We start from the raw sequence: 17,759 nt of genomic DNA on the forward strand, positions 1-17,759 counted from the left end.
AGTGCTGCCGGTTACTGCAGCGTGATCGGGTTGACGACGTCGGCGACCAGCAGCAGCGCCGACAGCGCGATGAACAGCCCGGCGACCACGTAGGCCACCGGCATCAGCCGCGCGATGTCGAAGGGGCCGGGGTCGGCCTTGCCGCGCCAGCGGGCGACGGTCGAGCGGGCCTTCTCGTACAGCGCGCCGGCCACGTGCCCGCCGTCGAGCGGGTAGATCGGCAGCAGGTTGAACAGGAACAGCACGAGGTTGACGCTGGCCAGCAGGCCGAGGAAGAAGCTCAGCTTCTGCAGCCCGGAGAAGTCGGCGAAGGAGAAGACCTCCCCGGAGATGCGGCCGACCCCGACGATGCCGATCGGCCCGTCCGCGTCGCGCTGGTCGCCGAGGAACGCGGCACCGAACAGCGCCGGGATGCGCTCGGGGATCTCGAGCAACCGGTCGACCGAGTTGGCCACGATGTTGCCGAAGTAGCCGGGCACCTCGGTGATCGACTGCCGGGCCAAGGTGTCGGCGGGGCTCACCCCCAGGTAGCCCGCGGTCAGCGTGCCCTCGCCGTCGAGGTCGGCCACCGTGTTGGGGATCGGCGTGACCTGCACCTGCCGGCTCTGCCCGTCGCGCTCCACGGTGAGGGTGAGCGGCTGGTCGGGTGAGGCCCGGACGGCGGTCTGCACCTGGGTCCAGGAGTCCCACGCGGTGGGGTCGAGGGGGCGGCCGTCGATCGCGGTGATGGTGTCGCCGGGCTGCAGACCGGCCTCCGCGGCGGGGCTCTCGGCCGGCAGGGCGCAGTTCGCCGTCCCCTCCTGGCACTCCTGGCCGGCGTCGGCGCCGGCGGTGACCAGCGGCACCGAGCAGAGGTCGAAGTCCGGGTCGTCCTGCAACCGGTCCAGGGACTGGGCGTTCGAGGGGATGACGCACGCCGGCACCGTGGCCAGCGTGGTGGTGAGCACCTGGGTGCCGATGGTCGTGAGCGTGATGGTGAACAGGACGACGGCCAGCAGCAGGTTGTGCAGCGGCCCGGCCGACATCACGACCACGCGCTGCCACCACGGCTTCTTGTAGAAGACCCGGTCGCCGTCGGAGGGCAGGACGTCGTTCAGCGCGGCCCCGCGCACCTCGGCGATGAAGCTGCGCATGCGGGTGGCGCGCGTGCTCTCGCCCTCCTCGGCCGGCGGGATCATGCCGACGATGCGGATGTAGCCGCCCAGCGGGATCCACTTCACCCCGTACTCGGTCTCGCCCTTGCGGCGGGAGTACATCGTGGGGCCGAAGCCCACCATGAACTGCGGCACCCGCATGCCGAACTTCCGGGCCCAGTAGAAGTGGCCGTACTCGTGGAAGCCGATGGAGAACAGCAGCCCGAGGAAGAAGGCGACGATCCCCAGGACCGTCAGCAGGAACCCGCTCAGCTCAACCTCCGGCGATGGCGGCGCGGGCGTGCTCTCGGGCCCACCTCTCGGCGGCCAGCACGTCGTCGACGCTCGTGGGGACGCCGAGGTCCGGCGCCGCGTCGAGGGTACGCGCGATCACCTGGACGATCCCTGGGAACGACAGGCGTCCGGCCACGAAGGCCGCGACGGCCTCCTCGTTGGCCGCGTTGTACAGCGCCGGGACGACGCCGCCGGCCTCACCCGCCGACCGCGCGAGCGCGACGGCGGGGAACGCCTCGTGGTCCAGCGGCGCGAACTCCCAGGAGCTGGCCTGCGACCAGTCCAGCGCCGGCTGCACGTGCGGCAGCCGGTCGGGCCAGGCCAGGGCCAGGGCGATCGGCAGCCGCATGTCCGGTGGGCTGGCCTGGGCGATGGTGGCGCCGTCGGCGAAGGTGACCATCGAGTGCACGATCGACTGCGGGTGGACGACCACGTCGACGTCGGCGTAGGGCACGTCGAAGAGCAGGTGCGCCTCGATCAGCTCCAGCCCCTTGTTGACCAGCGTCGCGCTGTTGATGGTGACCACCGGGCCCATCGCCCAGGTGGGGTGCGCGAGGGCCTGCTCGACGGTCACGTCGGCCAGCTCGGCGGCCGACCGCCCGCGGAAGGGGCCGCCGCTGGCGGTGAGCACCAGCCGGGCGACCTCGCCGCGGGCGCCCCCGCGCAGGCACTGCGCCAGCGCCGAGTGCTCGGAGTCCACCGGGACGAGCTGGCCGGGGGCGGCCGCCGCGGTGACCAGGGCTCCCCCGGCGACCAGGGACTCCTTGTTGGCCAGCGCCACGGTGCGCCCGGCGTGCAGGGCGGCCAGCGTCGGCCCCAGGCCGATCGACCCGGTGATGCCGTTGAGGACGACGTCGGCCGGGCGGGCGGCCAGCTCCTCGGCCGCGCGTGGCCCGGCCAGGATCTCGGGCAGCCGGTACTGCCCCTGCGCCCAGCCGCGCTGCTGGGCGGCGGCGTAGAAGGCCAGCTGGAGGTCCTGCGCGGCGGTGGCCCGCGCCACGGCCACCACGTCGACGCCGAGGGACAGGGCCTGCTCGGCCAGCAGCGCGACGTCGGCGCCACCCGCGGCCAGCCCCGTGATGCGCAGCCGGTCGGGGTTGGCCCGGGCCACCTCGAGGGCCTGGGTGCCGATGGAGCCGGTGGACCCCAGGACGGTGACCGTGCGGGGCTCGTGCGGGGAGTCGACCACGGGCCCCATCCTCGCCGACCCGCGGTGCTGACGCGTGCGCCGGGTGCGGGCCTGCCATGATGGGTGGGTGAGCGCGAAGGACCACCTCGGCCAGCAGACCAGCGCGACCGTCGTCGCCCAGTCCAACCGCGAGGAGGCGATCGTGCGGGCCGGCTCGGAGCCGCTGCACGAGACCGACCGGCCCGAGGACTGGGGCTGGCACGGCGAGACGGGCAAGAAGGGCCGCATCGGCGTGTTCGTCGCCGCGCTGGTGCTGTTCTCGTTCCAGTTCAGCAACCACGAGGGCAACGTCGAGAACATCTACATCAACGTGTTCGTGGTGATCCTGCTGGGGATCCTGGTGTGGGACTGGCGCCGCCGCAAGAACGCCTGGCGCTCCCGCTGACCTCCCCCTCGGCCACCACCAGCGGCCGGTCCCCGGACCCGGGGGCCGGCCGCTGGTGCGTTCAGTCGGTCTCGGCGCCCAGCTCGACGGTCTCCTCCAGCTGCGGGCGGGGCAGCGCCGCGGTGGGGACGCCGACGTCCTCGCTGGCCGCGAGCTGACCGCACGCGCCGTCGATGTCCTGCCCGCGGGTGTCGCGCACCGTCGTCGCCACGCCGTGGGCACGCAGGCGGGCGACGAACTCGCGCTGCGCGGGCAGCGGGCTGGCGTCCCACTTGCTGCCCGGCGTCGGGTTCAGCGGGATCAGGTTGACGTGCGCGAGCCGCTTGGCCAGCCGGCGACCGAGCAGGTCGGCGCGGAAGGGCTGGTCGTTGACGTCGCGGATGAGGGCGTACTCGATGGAGTACCGCCGCCCGGTGCGGCGGGCGTAGGCGTCGGCGGCCTCCAGCACCTCGGTCACGTTCCACCGGGTGTTGACCGGCACGAGGGTGTCGCGCAGCTCGTCGTCGGGGGCGTGCAGGCTCACCGCGAGGGTGACGTTCAGCCCCTCCTCGGTGAGCCGGTTGATCGCCGGCACCAGCCCCACGGTGGACACCGTGACCGACCGCTGCGCCAGGCCCAGACCGTGCGGCGCGGGGGTGAGCAGGGCGTCCAGCGTGGTGCGGACCCGGTTGTAGTTGGCCAGCGGCTCGCCCATGCCCATGAAGACGACGTTGGACAGCCGCCCGGGCCCGCCGGGGATCTCCCCCGACGCCATCGCCGCGGCCGCGACCACCGCCTGGCCGATGATCTCGGCAGCCGACAGGTTGCGGGTGAGACCGCCCTGGCCGGTCGCGCAGAACGGGCAGGCCATGCCGCAGCCGGCCTGGCTCGAGATGCACACGGTGGCCCGGTCGGGGTAGCGCATGAGGACGCTCTCGACCAGGGCGCCGTCGTGCAGACGCCACAGCGTCTTGCGGGTGCGACCGCCGTCGGCGCTCTGGTGCCGCACCACGGTCAGCAGACCCGGCAGCATCGCCTCGACGAGGTCGGCGCGGGCGGCGGCCGGCAGGTCGGTCATCGCCGCCGGGTCGGTGACCCCGGCGTAGAAGTGCCGGGCGAGCTGGTCGGCCCGGAAGGCGGGGTGCCCGAGCTCGACCACGGCGGCGCGGCCCTGCTCGCGGGTCAGGTCGGCGAGGTGGCGCGGGGGCTTGGCCGCCCGGCGCGGGGCCTCGAAGACCAGGGGCAGCGGGGCTCTGGCCCCGGCGGACTCGGTGGTGTCGGCAGTCATGACCGCTCCACTGTCCCACCGGCCGCCGCCGGGTGCCCCCACCGGCCCGGGTGAGATGGCTCCCGCCGGGCGGTCAGGACCCCGGTGCCGACCCGGACGCCACTGGCGCGGACGACGGGTCACCGGCGGGGCCGCCGGCCGGTGCCGCGCCGATCGGCGTCGCGGTGGTTGGTGTCTCCGAGGCGGGTGCGGCGGTGCTGGGTGCAGCAGTGCTGGGTGTCGCAGTGGTGGGTGTCGCGGTGCTGGGGTCGACGGGCGTGCCGGCGTCGGGCCGGCCGGGGTCGCCGGCACCCGGGCCAGCAGCGCCGCCGCCCGGGCTCCCGGGGGCGGGGCCGGTGGCGGTTTCGGCGGTGGTGCTCCGGGGTGCACCGTCCGCGGCGCCCGGCCCGTCGGCGCTCGGCGGGGGCGGAACCGGCGCGCCCGCGCCCGGGGTGGCGCGGGCCCCGTCGTCGGCGGGCCGGTCCGTGGCGGGCTCGACCTCGACGGCCGGGGCGGCCGGTGCATCGGTCGCGGGCACCGCCGGCGCGCCGGCCCGGGAGGTCCCGCCGGTCGGCGCAGCAGGCACGACCACCGGCTCGGGCGAGCCGGGCGCCGGGGGGACCACCCCGGTGGCCGGGGCGGGGGTCGGGGTCGTGCCGGACGCCAGCGGCACGTGCGTTCCCGGGGTGGTCGCGGCCATGGGGGTCCCGGCGGCTGCGGTGGGGGTGGTCGGGCGCGCGGTGAGCGGGAGCACCAGGGCGCCCCCCACGACGAGCGCGGCGGCCACCACCCCGACGACCACCCCCCGGACCCGCCGCGAGGCCGGCTGCGGGGCGCCGGGCACGGCGCCCGGCCCGTGGTCGCGCGCGCGGTGGGGAGCGGGGTCGCCGGTGGGGACGTCAGCAGGAGCGTCGGCGGGTTCGACGGCGGCAGGGGTGACCGCCGGCGAGCCCACCCAGTCCGGCAGCCAGTCGGCGTCCCACCCGGGAGCGACCGGGGACGACGGGGCGGAACCGGTCACGGACGACCTCCACGGACGGCGGCACGGTGCGGGCCCCGCCATGCTGCCGTGCGCCGGGTCGCGCAGCCGGGAGGCGCGACCGCGCCGCGCAACTGGGCGGCTACCCGACGACTGCTCAGCGACTACTCGGCGTCGACGACCGGTCGGGCGTGCTGCCGGATCCACCCGTGCATCGCGATGCCGGCCGCCACCCCCGCGTTCAACGACCGGGTCGACCCGTACTGGGCGATCGAGACGGTGAGGTCGGCCCCGGCCCGCGCCTGCGGGGTCAGCCCCGGTCCCTCCTCGCCGAACAGCAGCACGCACCGCTCGGGGAACTCGACGGTCTCCAGCGGCTGCGCTCCCGGACCGTTGTCGACCGCGACGACCGCCAGCCCGGCCGCCCTGGCGTGCGCGAGCAGGGCGGCGACGTCCGGGTGGTGGCGCAGGTGCTGGTACCGGTCGGTGACCATCGCGCCCCGGCGGTTCCAGCGACGTCGACCCACCACGTGCACCTCCGCGGCCAGGAAGGCGTTGGCGGTGCGCACGACAGTGCCGATGTTCAGGTCGTGGCCGAAGTTCTCGATGGCCACGTGGAAGGCGTGCCGCCGCCGGTCGAGGTCGGCGACCACCGCCTCCAGGGTCCAGTACCGGTAGCGGTCGACCACGTTGCGGCGGTCCCCCTCGGCCAGCAGGTGCCGGTCGTAGCGGGGGTCCTCCGGCCACGGGCCGACCCACGGGCCGACCCCGACGGTCGTCCCCCACTCGGTGGGGCCGGGTGCGGCGGGGTCGGGCTCGGTGTCCATCGCCGGCAGCCTAGGTCGGCCTACGGTGGGCCGGTGCTGCTGCACCTGTGCCCCGCCGGCGACTGGGTCCGCGCGCTGCGGCGCGGCCGCATCGACCCCCTGCCCGAGGTCGGCTTCGTCCACCTGTCCGCGCCCGACCAGGTGCACCTGCCGGCGGGGCGGTTGTTCGCCGGCCGGGACGACGTCCTGCTGCTGGTCGTCGACCCCGCGCGGTTGACCGACCCGGTGCGGCTCGAGCCCGGCGTGCCCGGCGACCCGGAGTCCATGCGCTTCCCCCACCTCTACGGCCCGCTCCCGGCCACCGCGGTGGTCGCCGTCCAGCCCTGGGCCGCCGAGCACCGGCTCCCGGTGCCCGAGGCCGACGACCCGGCCGGTCGGCACGCCGCCCTGGAGACGTCCCTCCCCCTGCGCCGGGCGCTCGCCTCCGGCGAGCCGGTGCAGCGGCGGGCGGCCGGGTGGGCGGTCGGTTCGCCCGACCACCCCGTGTCGGGCGAGGACAACCGTCTGCTGCTGCCGGCGCCGGTCGGCACGGCACAGGTGCTGGCCGACGCCGGCCCCCTGGTGCCCGGCGCCGCGGCTGCCGTCACCTGGTGCTGGCCCGGCGCCGACGACGCGGCGGCGCGGCTCGCGCACGACCTCGCGGGCGCCGGGTGGCGGATCACCGCGGACCGGGTGATGAGCCGTTCCGTGCCCCCCGCGACGGGTGCCGCCCCGGACGGTGGGGTCCCGGACGGCGCCGCGGAGGTCGTCGACCAGACGGACGTCCACCCGCTGTGGGCCGAGGCCTGGCGCGGGCTGATCCCCGACGACCCGGCCGCGGTCCGCCAGCTGGTCGACCGGGAGCACCGCACCGCCCGGGCGGTGGGGGTCATCGACGTCGGGGTGCGCGACCGCGGTCGCGTGGTGGCGGCCGGGCAGCTGCGCACGGACGGCGCCACGGCGGCCGTCGAGGCGGTGCTGACCGATCCGGCGTACCGCGGCCGCGGGCTGGGCGACGCCGTGCTGGCGCGTCTGCTGGTCGAGGCAGCGCGCGCCGGGTGCGACCTGGCCGTGCTCGCGGCCGACCCGTCGGACTGGCCGCGGCACTGGTACGCCCGCCGGGGCTTCGACGACGTCGGGGTGGTCCGCTCGGCCACCCCGCCGGATCAGGCCGGGACGAGCCAGCTCAGCAGCAGGTAGGCCACGACGGCCGAGGGCAGCAACGAGTCCATGCGGTCCATGAGGCCGCCGTGCCCGGGCAGCAGCGCGCCCATGTCCTTGATGCCCAGGTCGCGCTTGATGAGCGACTCGGCCAGGTCACCGAGGGTGGCGGTCACGGCCATGGCCACGCCGAACACCACGCCGCCCCACCACGGGCCGTGGAAGGTGAGCGTGATGACCAGGACGCCGATGAGGACGCAGGCCAGCACCGAACCGGCGAAGCCCTCCCAGGACTTCTTGGGGCTGATCGACTCGGCCATCGGCTTGTCGCCGAACAGCTTCTTGCCCAGCAGGACGCCGGCGGCGAACCCGCCGACGTCGCTGCAGACGACCGTGGCGATGAACAGCAGCACCCGCGCGACGCCGTCGTCGGGCACGAGCAGCAGCACGGCGAACCCGGCCAGCAGCGGCACGTACAGGGCCACCAGCACCGCGGCCGAGGCGTCGCGCAGGTAGCCGACCGGCCCGTCGCCCAGCCGCCACAGCAGCACCGCCAGCACGGTGAGCAGGAAGGCGACGACCAGGCCCGCCGGGCCACGCGTCCAGGCCAGCCCGAGCATGAGCAGGCCGCCGACGAGGACGGGTGGCAACGGGGGGCGGTGACCACCCCGGTCCAGCGCCCGCACCAGCTCGGTGACGCTCACCACGACCGCGAGGGCCACCACGAGCAGGAAGGAGGGCCGGTAGAGGAACAGCGAGGCGATGACGACGGCGCCCAGGCCGGCACCCACCCCGACCGCGGCGACCATGTCCCGGCCGGCCCGGCTCGCGCGCGGGGCACCCGTGGGGGTGTCGGCCGGGGCGGCGCCGGTCGCCTCCGCACCCAGGGCGCCGGGCAGCGCCGTCAGCGGCGCGTCGTCGGCGCGCTGGACCGGCGCGGCCGGCGGCGGCACCTCCGGCCGCGCCGAGGGAGGCAGGCGCACCGGGGGCGGCTCGGGAGGCGGCGCCCCCGCCGCTGCGGCCGGTGGGCGGCCCGCCGCCGGCAGCTCCTCGGTGTCGGGCTCGACGAGGCGGGCACGCCCGCGACCCGGTCCGTCGGGACCGGGGGGCGGGGCGGGGTGGGCGGCCATCGTCGGCGCGGCGGGCTCGGTCAGACCTCGAGCAGCTCGGCTTCCTTGTTCTTCATCGCGTCGTCGATGCCGGCGATGTGCTGGGCGGTCAGGTCGTCGAGCTCCTTCTCGGCGCGGCGCACCTCGTCCTCGCCGGCCTCGCCGTCCTTGTTGATCCGGTCCAGCTCCTCCTTGGCCCGCCGCCGCACGTTGCGGATCGCGATCTTGGCGTCCTCGCCCTTGGCGCGGGCCTGCTTGACCAGGTCGCGGCGCCGCTCCTCGGTCAGCTGCGGGAAGTTGACCCGGATGAGCTGGCCGTCGTTGGTCGGGTTGACGCCGAGGTCGGAGTTGCGGATCGCCTTCTCGATGGCGGCCAGCTGGCCGCTGTCGTAGGGCTTGATGACCGCCATGCGGGCCTCGGGCACCGTGATGGAGGCCATCTGCGGCACCGGGGTCATCGCGCCGTAGTACTCGACCACGATGCGGCTGAACATCGACGGGGCGGCCCGCCCCGTGCGCACCGACCCGAGGTCGTCGCGGGCGACCGACAGGGCCTTGTCCATCCGCTCCTCGGCGTCGAGCAGGGTGTCGTCGATCACGTTGTTCTCCTCCTGTGGCCCCGGAGGGCCGGTGGTACCGGGTGGGCTGGTGCGTCAGGCGGACCGGCTGATCAGCGTGCCGATCCTCTCACCGGCCACGGCCCGGGCGATGTTCCCGTCGCGGAGCAGGTTGAACACCACGATGGGCATGCGGTTGTCCATGCACAGGCTGATGGCGGTGGCATCGGCGACCGCCAGCTCGTCGGTGAGCACGGTGGCGTAGTCGAGGTCGCGGTACATCGTGGCCTCGGGGTGCGTGCGCGGGTCGGCGTCGTAGACGCCGTCGACCCCGTTCTTGGCCATCAGCAGCACCTGGGCCTCGATCTCCAGGGCGCGCTGCGCGGCGACGGTGTCGGTGGAGAAGTAGGGCATGCCCGCACCGGCCCCGAAGATGACCACGCGGCCCTTCTCCAGGTGCCGCATCGCCTTGCGCGGGATGTAGGGCTCGGCGACCTGGCCCATCGTGATGGCGGTCTGCACGCGGGTCTCGATGCCGGCCTTCTCGCAGAAGTCCTGCAGGGCCAGGCAGTTCATGACCGTGCCGAGCATGCCCATGTAGTCGGCGTGGCCCCGGTCCATGCCGGCCTGGGAGAGCTCGGCACCGCGGAAGAAGTTGCCGCCGCCCACGACGATGGCGACCTGGGTGCCGCGCGCGACGACGGTGGCCAGCTGCTCGGCGATGTCGCGGATGACGGCCGGGTCGACACCCACCCCGCCGCCGCCGAAGGCCTCCCCGGACAGCTTGAGCAGCACGCGGTCGTAGCCGTCGGCGCCCGCTGCCTTGAACGCGGTGGGGGCGGACAGCGGGAGCTGGTCGGTCATCGGCGGTCTCGTCGTCCTCTCACGGGGTGGTCTCGTGTCGCATCCTGCCCGACCGGGGCCGGGCAGACCTCCGGCCCCGCCCCCCGGTGCGGGGGACGGGGCCGCGGTGACGTACTGGAACGGCCCCGTCCCAGGGACCCGCGGCGTGCGGAGCACGTCGTGGGGTGGGACGGGGTCCTACTGCTGGCCGACCTCGAACCGGGCGAACCGGTCGACGGTGAGCCCCGCCTCGTCGATGACCTGCTTCACCGTGCGCTTGGGCTCGGTGATCGAGGGCTGCTCGAGCAGGACGAAGTCCTTGAAGTAGGAGTTGACGCGCCCCTCGACGATCTTGGAGATCGCCTGCTCGGGCTTGCCCTCCTCCTTCGCGGTCTGCTCGGCCACGCGGCGCTCGGTCTCGATGGTCTCGGCCGGCACCTCGTCGCGGGTGAGGAAGCGCGGGCGGGCGGCGGCGATGTGCATCGCCAGCGACCGGGCGGCCTCCTCGGACCCGGCCGAGTACTGCACCGCGACGCCGATGGCCGGGGGCAGGTCGGTCGAGCGCTTGTGCAGGTAGGTCGCGGTCTGGCCGTCGAAGGCGGTGAAGCGCGACAGCACGAGCTTCTCGCCGATGCGGGCGGACTCGCCCTCGACGAGCTTCTCGACGGTCTGGCCCTCGACCTCGGTGGCCAGCAGGGCGGCGGCGTCGGCGGGCTTGGTCTGCAGGGCGATGTCGAGCAGGCGCTCGGCCAGCGCGGCGAAGTCCTTGTTCTTGGCGACGAAGTCGGTCTCGCAGTCGAGCTCGAGCAGCGCGCCGTCGCGGCTGACGACCAGGCCGTTGGTCGTGGAGCGCTCGAGGCGCTTGCCGACGTCCTTGGCGCCCTTGACGCGCAGGATCTCGACGGCCTTGTCGTAGTCGCCGTCGGCCTCGGTCAGGGCCTTCTTGCAGTCCATCATGCCGGCGCCGGTGGCGTCGCGGAGACGCTTGACGTCGGCAGCGGTGACAGCAGCCATGTCACTTCCTCTTCTGTGCGAGTGCGGTGGGGAGACGCGCCGAGGGGTTCACGCCTGGGTGGAGCTGTCCTGGACGATCTCGGTGACGGCGGGGTCACCGGCGTTGGGGGCCTGCTCCTGCTCGGAGACCACGGACTCCTGCTCGGGGGCGGCCGGGACCGAGCTGTCGGCCGGCGCGGCGGCGTCGGCGCCCTGACCGCCGGTCAGCAGCTCCTTCTCCCAGTCGGCCAGCGGCTCGGCGTCGGCACCGGCGGGGGCGTCGCCCTCACCGCGGCCGGCGTTGGCCTGAGCGGCCGAGCGGGCCATGAGGCCCTCGGCGACGGCGTCGGCGATCACGCGGGTCAGCAGGGCGGCGCTGCGGATGGCGTCGTCGTTGCCCGGGATCTTGTAGTCGACCTCGTCGGGGTCGCAGTTGGTGTCGAGGATCGCCACGACGGGGATGCCCAGCTTGCGGGCCTCGCCGACGGCGATGTGCTCCTTCTTGGTGTCGACGACCCACACGGCGCTGGGGACCTTCTTCATGTCCCGGATGCCGCCGAGGGAGCGCTCGAGCTTGGCCTTCTCGCGGGAGAGGACCAGCTGCTCCTTCTTGGTCAGGCCGTTGATCGCACCGGTCTGCTCCAGGTCCTCGAGCTCCTTCAGGCGCTCGAGGCGCTTGAAGACGGTCGAGAAGTTGGTGAGCATGCCGCCCAGCCAGCGCTGGTTGACGTAGGGCATGCCGACCCGGGTCGCCTGCTCGGCGATGACCTCCTGCGCCTGGCGCTTGGTCCCGATGAACATGATCGAACCGCCGTGGGCGACGGTCTGCTTCACGAACTCGTAGGCCTGGTCGATGTAGCCCAGCGTCTGCTGGATGTCGATGATGTAGATGCCGTTGCGCTCGGTGAAGATGAAGCGCTTCATCTTCGGGTTCCAGCGACGGGTCTGGTGCCCGAAGTGGACCCCGCTGTCGAGCAGGTTCTTCATGCTGACGACTGCCACGTGGCGCCGCCTCTCTGTGCACGCGCGGCACCCGGCCCTCCGGCCGGTCCACCGCGCTCCTCGGTTGACGCGGGCACCGGGTGGTGCACCGCCCTGGCGTCCTGCGGGCCACCGACCCGCCGGAGCGGGACCGAGGTGGGATCCGCCCCACCGCGTGGCGGTGGGAGGAGGACGCGCGAAGTCGACCGGCCGCGAGACCGGTCGCACGGGAGAGCATACGCCCACCCCGCGGCGGGCCGTCCACAGGCCGACCGGTCCTCCACAGGGGGGCGTCCCGAGGCCCCGGCCGGCCCGGCCGGGGCGACGCTGGCCCGGTGACCGCGCTCCGCCCGCTGCTCGTGCTGGTGCTGGCCCTCGGACTGCTGACCGGGGGCTCCCCCTCCGTGTCGGCGACCCCCACCGGCGGCGGGCAGGTCGAGCAGGTCGAGCAGGACGGGCAGGTCGTGCCGGCCGCCGGCTACGGCTGGCCGCTGGCCGGTGACCCCGTCGTGACGCGGCCCTTCGACCCGCCGGCCCACGTCTACGGCCCCGGGCACCGCGGGGTCGACCTGTCCGGGGTGGCCGGCGAGCCCGTGCTGGCGGCCGGCGCCGGGGTCGTCGCGTTCGCCGGGTCGGTGGCCGGGCGGCCGGTGGTGAGCGTGGACCACCCCGACGGCGTCCGCACGACCTACGAACCCGTGGCGCCGGTCGTCGCCGCCGGCCAGGTGGTCACCCGCGGGTCCCCGCTGGGCGTGCTGCAGCCCGGCCACACCGGGTGCCCGGCCGATGCCTGCCTGCACTGGGGTGCCCGGGTGGGCCAGACCTACCTGGACCCGCTGGCACTGCTGACTCCCCCGCGCGTCCGCCTGCTGCCGTGGGGGTGATGGCGAGTGGCGTCCTGTGGTCGAGATGAGCGCAGATCTCGACCCTGGGGCGCCACTCGACGCCCTGCTCTGGCTCGGCTCAGGCGATGTCGGCGAGCTTGGTGCGCAGGTGCAGCACGGCCTTGGTGTGCAGCTGGCAGATGCGGCTCTCGGTCACCCCGAGCACCCGGCCGATCTCGGCCAGCGTCAGCCCCTCGAAGTAGTACAGGCTGACCACGACCTTCTCCCGGTCGGGCAGCTGCTCGACCGCGCGGGCGAGCAGCTGGCGGGCCTCGCCGTGCTCGGCCATCGCCTGCGGGTCCAGCGCCGACGTGTCCTTGAGGGTGTCCACCAGCCGCGGCGCGCCGCCCTCGTCGTCGCCGAGCAGCTCGTCGAGGGCGACCACGTTCACCAGGGAGAGCTGGCCGAGGAACTTGCGGATCTCCTCGACCTCCACCCCCATGGCCTGGGCCACCTCGCTGTCGGTGGGGCTGCGCTGCAGCTTGGTCTCCAACGACGCGACGGTCCGCTCGAACTCGCGGGCCTTCATGCGCACCGACCGCGGGATCCAGTCGGTGGAGCGCAGCTCGTCGATGATCGCGCCGCGGATGCGGGCCATCGCGTAGCTCTCGAACTTGACCTCGCGGGAGGGCTCGTACCGGGTGATCGCGTCGATCAGGCCGAAGGTGCCGTAGGACACCAGGTCGGCCTGCTCCACGTGCGCGGGCAACCCCGACCCGACCCGGCCGGCGACGTACTTCACCAGCGGCGCGTAGTGCAGGATCAACCGGTCGCGCAGCGCGGCGTCGCGGCCGGCCACGTACCGGGCCCACAGGTCGGCCAGTGCCGCGTCGGCGGCCGAGGCGGCGGCCCGCTCGTCGGCCCCGTCGCCCAGCTCGCGCTCGCCCGCCTCAGCCACCGGGTTGTCCTGCGGCACTGCCCGTCATCCCCGTCACCGGTGCTCCTCCTCAGGCTCGCGGGTGCGCCGAGGCGTGGACCGCCCGGAGCCGCTCGACCGTCACGTGCGTGTAGATCTGCGTCGTGGCGAGGCTAGCGTGGCCCAGCAGCTCCTGGACCGACCGCAGGTCGGCGCCGCCCTCCAGCACGTGCGTGGCGGCGGTGTGCCGCAGCCCGTGCGGCCCCAGGTCGGGCGCACCGGGCACCGCGGAGGTCGCCGCGTGCACCACGCGGCGGACCTCGCGGGGGTCGATGCGCCGGCCGCGCACGCCCAGCAGGAGGGCCGGTCCGCTGTCGCCGCGGGCCAGGGCCGGCCGGCCGGCGTCCAGCCACCGGCGCAGCGCGCGCTCGGCCGGCACCCCGAACGGGACGCTGCGCTCCTTGCGCCCCTTGCCCAGCACGCGCAGCAGCCGCCGGCCGTGGTCGACGTCGTCGAGGTCGAGCCCGACCAGCTCGCCGACCCGGACCCCGCTGGCGTAGAGCAGGTCGACGACGAGGGCGTCCCGCAGGCCGACGGCCACCTCGGCCGGCGAGGCGTCCTCGGCCACCGGGCGGGGTGCCTCGGCGACGGCCCGCGCCTGGTCGGCGGTGAGCACGTCGGGCAGGGTGTGGTGGGGCCGCGGGCTGGCCAGGCGCAACCCCACGTCGTCCGGGGTCTGCCCGGTGCGGCGCAGGTGGGCGGTGAAGCTGCGCGCGGACGCGGCTCGGCGGGCCGTGGTCGACCGGCCGTCGCCCCGGGTGCGGCCCAGGGCCAGCCAGCTGCGCAACGCCGGCAGGTCCAGGTCGGTGACCCGGGAGCCGCCCCGGCGCACGAGGTGGTCCAGCAACGACACCACGTCGCCGGCGTAGGCCCGCACGGTGTGCTCGGACAGGTCGCGCTCGGCGCGCAGGTGGTCCAGCCAGCCCTCGAGCGGCTCGGCCAGCGGCACCGGCAGGGCCGCGCGCATCGCGGCGGTGCGGCTGGTCACGGACCGAGCCTGCGGGAGCGGGCGGGGCGGGGTCAACCGGCCACGCCGCACGGTCCACCCACCCGGACGAGCACCGCCGGGCCCCCGGGTGATGGGCGGTGCGGATGATCACGGGCCGTCACGGTGGGAGCGGGTGCGGGTCGGCGGGGTCACCCGCCACCCGCCGGCCACCCGCTCGACCAGGTCGTGCAGCTCCAGCACGGGCAGCACGCGGAGGACGTCGAGCTCGGCGCACCCGGCGATCGACGCCAACCGCTCCGGCGGCACCCCGACCCGCACCGGGCAGGCGTCGAGCACCCGCCGGGCCACGTCGGACAGGTCGTCGCGCACGGTGCTCTCCCCCACGGGCGGGTCGGCGAGGTCCTCGCCCAGCCGTCCCACCGTCTCCACCACCTCGGCCGCGCAGGTCACCAACCGCACCTCCTGGTCCGACCGCAGCAGCTGGTGCACCCCGACGCTGGTGGCCGCCGTCACGGGGCCGGGTACCGCCATCACCGGCCGGCCCAGGTCCCGGGCCCGCTTGGCGGTGGCCAACGACCCCGACCGGGCCGCGGCCTCCACGACCACCGTGCCCCGCGACAGGGCCGCGATGAGCCGGTTGCGTACCAGGAACCGGTGACCGAGCGGTGCGCAGCCCGGTGCCCACTCGCTCACCACCAGGCCCTCGTCGAGGATGCGGGCCAGCAGGGTGCGGTGGGTCTGCGGGTAGGCGCGGTCGACCCCGCAGGCCAGCACGGCCACGGTGGGCGCCCCGGCGGAGAGCGCCCCGCGGTGGGCCGCGGCGTCGATGCCGGTGGCCGCGCCCGACACCGTCGTCCAACCGCGCTCGGCCAGGCCGGCGGCCAGCTCGGCGGCCACGTGGTCGCCGTAGGCGGTGCTCGCCCGGGACCCCACCACCGCCACCGACCGGTCGGTGAGCTCGTCGAGCCGGGGTCCACCGCGCACCCACAGGGCCAGCGGGGGCACCAGCGCCGTCGTGCGGTCACCGGGGCCGCCCTGCACGTGCATGGCCACCTCCAGGCTGTGCAGGGCCACCCGCGGCCACTCGTCGTCCTCGGGCACGACCAGCCGGGCACCGACCCGGGCCGCGGCGTCGAGGTCGGCCAGGCTCTGGTCGGCGCCCGCGCGCGGGGCGGCCCGGCGCCGGGCGCCGGCCGGGGCCGTGCCGGCCACCAGGGCCCGGACGGCGGCGACCGGTCCGGTGCGCTCCACCCACCGCACCACCTCCCCGTCCCCGGGCTCGAAGGTGCGCGACAGCCACGCCCGGGCCCGGCGCACCAGCTCCGGGTCGGTCGGGTCCCCCGCCATCGCCGCGGTCAGCGCCCCGGTCACGCGGCCACCCCGGCCAGGCGCAGGCCGAGGGCCTCGGCGACCTCGTCGCGGCCGGGCACCGTGCGCCCAGCCAGGTCGGCGAGGGTCCAGGAGACCCGGACGACGCGGTCGAGACCACGCACCGACAGGGCACCGCGTTCCAGTGCCCGCTCGGCGAGCCCCAGCGCCGACCGGGGCACCGGCCACCGGTCGCGCAGCAACCGGCCGGGCACCTCGGAGGTGGTGCGCAGCCCGGTGCCCGCCAGCCTCTCCCCCGCCGCTGCCCGGGCCGCCCGCACCCGTTCGGCGACCACCGCGGTGGACTCCGGGACCGCCCGGCCGTCGAGCCAGCTCGCCCGGGTGACCGGCGGGAGCTGCACCCGCAGGTCGACCCGGTCCAGCAGGGGGCCGGACAACCGGGCCTGGTAGCGGCGGCGTTCCAGGGAACCGCAGGTGCAGGCCGCGTCGCCGGCGGGCGAGGCGCACGGGCAGGGGTTGGCGGCGAGCACGAGCTGGGCCCGGCACGGGAAGGTGGCCGACCCGTGCGCGCGGTGGACGGTGACGGTGCCGCGCTCCAACGGCTGGCGGAGGGTGTCGAGCACCGAGCGGGGGAACTCGGGTGCCTCGTCGATGAACAGCACGCCGCCGTGGGCGCGGGACAGGGCGCCGGGGCGGATCTGCCCCGATCCCCCGCCCACCAGGCTCACCGCGGTCGCCGAGTGGTGCGGCGCCTCGAACGGCGGCCGCCGGATGAGCGGGGCCCCGGGCGGCAGGGTGCCGGCCACGGAGGCGATGGCGGTGGCCTGGGTGGCGACGTCGTCGTCGAGCAGCGGCAGCAGGCCGGGGAGCCGTTCGGCCAGCATGGTCTTGCCGGCCCCGGGGGGACCCGAGAGGAACAGGTGGTGCCCGCCCGCGGCGGCCACCTCGATGGCCCGCCGGCCGGTGGCCTGGCCGACGACGTCGGCCAGGTCGGGCCCCGGGGGCGGCGCGGCCGGTGCGGCCGGGCGGTGCGCGGCCAGCCGGGGCCCCGACCGCCGCAGGTGCGCGACCACCTGGCGCAGGTCCTCCGCCGGGAGCACCGTCATCTCGGGCACCAGCGCCGCCTCGGCCGCGTTGTCCGCCGGCACGACGACGGCGCCGAAGCCGGCCGCCCGGGCCGCGAGCACCCCGGGCAGCACCCCCCGCACGGCGCGCAGCGACCCGTCGAGGCCGACCTCGCCGAGGAAGACCAGCCGGTCCACGTCGCGCAGCACCATCGAGCCGGTGGCGGCCAAGGCCGCGACGGCCAGGGCCAGGTCGAAACCGGCGCCCTGCTTGGGCATCGCGGCCGGTGACAGCGAGATGGTCACCCGGCCGTCGGGGAAGCTCCACCCGCACCGCCGCACGGCGGCCCGGACCCGGTCCACCGACTGCCGCACGACCGCGTCGGGCAACCCGACCAGGGCCAGCGCCGGTGCCCCCCGGGCGGCGTCGACCGCGACCTCCACCAGCGCCCCGGTGACGCCGACCAGGCCGACCGACCAGGTGCGGGCCTGCGCCATCAGAACGCCCCGCGCAGGTGCTGCACGTCGACCCGGCCACCGAGCACGAGCACGCCCACGACGTCGAACCGCAGCCGGGCCGACCGCTCGTCGTGCTGGTCGAGCCAGGCCCCGGCCAGCTGCTTGAGCCGGGCCTGCTTGGCCGGGGTCACGGCCTCGGCGGGGTCGCCGAAGCCGGTGCCCGACCTGGTCTTCACCTCGCAGAAGACCAGCGCGTCGCCGTCGCGGGCGACGACGTCGAGCTCGCCGCGCCCGGACCGCCAGTTGCGGTCCAGCACGACGAACCCGGCGGCGGTGAGGTGGTCCACGGCGATCTGCTCGCCGCGGGCGCCGAGCTCGGCGCGGCGGTCGCGAGGGGTGGGGTGCACCGGTCCACCGTCGACCGCGCGGGCGGCTCGTGGTCGCCCGCGGACCGATCTGTGGACAGCACCCCCCGATGTGGA

At 75.6% G+C, this 17,759-nt stretch carries 18 protein-coding genes; 3 read left to right on the forward strand and 15 right to left on the reverse strand.

All coding sequences use genetic code 11. From position 1 onward, the window contains the following. Positions 1–11: 11 nt before the first annotated feature. Together TEK04_RS13430 and dxr are read right to left on the reverse strand one after the other, a co-directional pair. Positions 12–1,406, reverse strand: a complete 1,395-nt coding sequence (locus TEK04_RS13430; protein ID WP_336404937.1) for a M50 family metallopeptidase — start codon at positions 1,404–1,406, stop codon at positions 12–14. 1 nt (position 1,407) lies between these two features. Beyond that, positions 1,408–2,616: a 1-deoxy-D-xylulose-5-phosphate reductoisomerase gene (gene dxr / locus TEK04_RS13435; protein ID WP_336404854.1), complete on the reverse strand. Its 1,209-nt coding sequence runs from the start codon at positions 2,614–2,616 to the stop codon at positions 1,408–1,410. A gap of 67 nt (positions 2,617–2,683) precedes the next feature. Between dxr and TEK04_RS13440 the strand changes: the two genes are divergently transcribed. Continuing rightward, entirely contained in the window at positions 2,684–3,001 is a 318-nt protein-coding gene (locus TEK04_RS13440) for a DUF2631 domain-containing protein (protein WP_336404855.1), read from the forward strand. A gap of 61 nt (positions 3,002–3,062) precedes the next feature. Here the strand turns inward: TEK04_RS13440 and rlmN are convergent, their stop codons facing one another. The 3 genes from rlmN to TEK04_RS13455 form a co-directional block, all read right to left on the reverse strand. Beyond that, positions 3,063–4,268, reverse strand: a complete 1,206-nt coding sequence (rlmN, locus tag TEK04_RS13445) for a dual-specificity RNA methyltransferase RlmN (protein WP_336404856.1) — start codon at positions 4,266–4,268, stop codon at positions 3,063–3,065. 73 nt (positions 4,269–4,341) lie between these two features. Then, a complete protein-coding gene (locus TEK04_RS13450) occupies positions 4,342–5,268 on the reverse strand; it encodes a hypothetical protein (RefSeq protein WP_336404857.1) in 927 nt (308 codons plus the stop codon). Between the two features lie 122 nt (positions 5,269–5,390). After that, on the reverse strand, positions 5,391–6,053 hold the full coding sequence (locus TEK04_RS13455; protein WP_336404858.1) for a TrmH family RNA methyltransferase: 663 nt from the start codon (positions 6,051–6,053) through the stop codon (positions 5,391–5,393). Between the two features lie 33 nt (positions 6,054–6,086). Between TEK04_RS13455 and TEK04_RS13460 the strand changes: the two genes are divergently transcribed. Then, on the forward strand, positions 6,087–7,232 hold the full coding sequence (locus TEK04_RS13460) for a GNAT family N-acetyltransferase (protein ID WP_336404859.1): 1,146 nt from the start codon (positions 6,087–6,089) through the stop codon (positions 7,230–7,232). Here TEK04_RS13460 and TEK04_RS13465 read toward each other — a convergent pair. From TEK04_RS13465 to rpsB, 5 genes are all read right to left on the reverse strand, one after another. After that, positions 7,199–8,176 carry a phosphatidate cytidylyltransferase gene (locus TEK04_RS13465; protein ID WP_336404860.1) on the reverse strand — a complete coding sequence of 326 codons (978 nt, stop codon included), beginning with the start codon at positions 8,174–8,176 and terminating at the stop codon, positions 7,199–7,201. The two genes, TEK04_RS13460 and TEK04_RS13465, sit on opposite strands and share 34 nt — an antisense overlap. A gap of 167 nt (positions 8,177–8,343) precedes the next feature. Further along, positions 8,344–8,901, reverse strand: a complete 558-nt coding sequence (gene frr / locus TEK04_RS13470; RefSeq protein ID WP_336404861.1) for a ribosome recycling factor — start codon at positions 8,899–8,901, stop codon at positions 8,344–8,346. 54 nt (positions 8,902–8,955) lie between these two features. Next, complete coding sequence (gene pyrH / locus TEK04_RS13475; protein ID WP_336404862.1) at positions 8,956–9,723, reverse strand: UMP kinase; 768 nt, start codon at positions 9,721–9,723, stop codon at positions 8,956–8,958. Positions 9,724–9,900: 177 nt separating this feature from the next. Continuing rightward, complete coding sequence (tsf, locus tag TEK04_RS13480) at positions 9,901–10,716, reverse strand: translation elongation factor Ts (protein WP_336404863.1); 816 nt, start codon at positions 10,714–10,716, stop codon at positions 9,901–9,903. A 48-nt stretch (positions 10,717–10,764) separates the two neighbouring features. Next, positions 10,765–11,697: a 30S ribosomal protein S2 gene (gene rpsB / locus TEK04_RS13485; RefSeq protein WP_336404864.1), complete on the reverse strand. Its 933-nt coding sequence runs from the start codon at positions 11,695–11,697 to the stop codon at positions 10,765–10,767. Positions 11,698–12,011: 314 nt separating this feature from the next. Between rpsB and TEK04_RS13490 the strand changes: the two genes are divergently transcribed. After that, positions 12,012–12,560, forward strand: a complete 549-nt coding sequence (locus TEK04_RS13490; protein ID WP_336404865.1) for a M23 family metallopeptidase — start codon at positions 12,012–12,014, stop codon at positions 12,558–12,560. A 79-nt stretch (positions 12,561–12,639) separates the two neighbouring features. Here the strand turns inward: TEK04_RS13490 and whiG are convergent, their stop codons facing one another. The 5 genes from whiG to TEK04_RS13515 all read right to left on the reverse strand — a co-directional run bounded on the left by whiG (position 12,640) and on the right by TEK04_RS13515 (position 17,684). Further along, positions 12,640–13,458: an RNA polymerase sigma factor WhiG gene (whiG, locus tag TEK04_RS13495; RefSeq protein ID WP_432277340.1), complete on the reverse strand. Its 819-nt coding sequence runs from the start codon at positions 13,456–13,458 to the stop codon at positions 12,640–12,642. A 49-nt stretch (positions 13,459–13,507) separates the two neighbouring features. After that, positions 13,508–14,464 carry a tyrosine recombinase XerC gene (locus TEK04_RS13500; RefSeq protein ID WP_336404866.1) on the reverse strand — a complete coding sequence of 319 codons (957 nt, stop codon included), beginning with the start codon at positions 14,462–14,464 and terminating at the stop codon, positions 13,508–13,510. 108 nt (positions 14,465–14,572) lie between these two features. Further along, positions 14,573–15,796, reverse strand: coding sequence for a DNA-processing protein DprA (dprA, locus tag TEK04_RS13505; protein ID WP_336404867.1), 1,224 nt, complete (start codon positions 15,794–15,796; stop codon positions 14,573–14,575). Beyond that, the gene (locus TEK04_RS13510) at positions 15,793–17,316 is read right to left on the reverse strand and encodes a YifB family Mg chelatase-like AAA ATPase (protein WP_336404868.1); all 1,524 of its coding nucleotides are present in this window, start codon (positions 17,314–17,316) and stop codon (positions 15,793–15,795) included. Before TEK04_RS13510 ends, dprA begins: the two co-directional genes overlap by 4 nt. Beyond that, a complete protein-coding gene (locus TEK04_RS13515) occupies positions 17,316–17,684 on the reverse strand; it encodes a YraN family protein (protein WP_336404869.1) in 369 nt (122 codons plus the stop codon). Before TEK04_RS13515 ends, TEK04_RS13510 begins: the two co-directional genes overlap by 1 nt. Positions 17,685–17,759 lie beyond the last annotated feature (75 nt).

The organism is Klenkia sesuvii, from assembly GCF_037083825.1.
GTDB classification, from domain to species: domain Bacteria; phylum Actinomycetota; class Actinomycetes; order Mycobacteriales; family Geodermatophilaceae; genus Klenkia; species Klenkia sesuvii.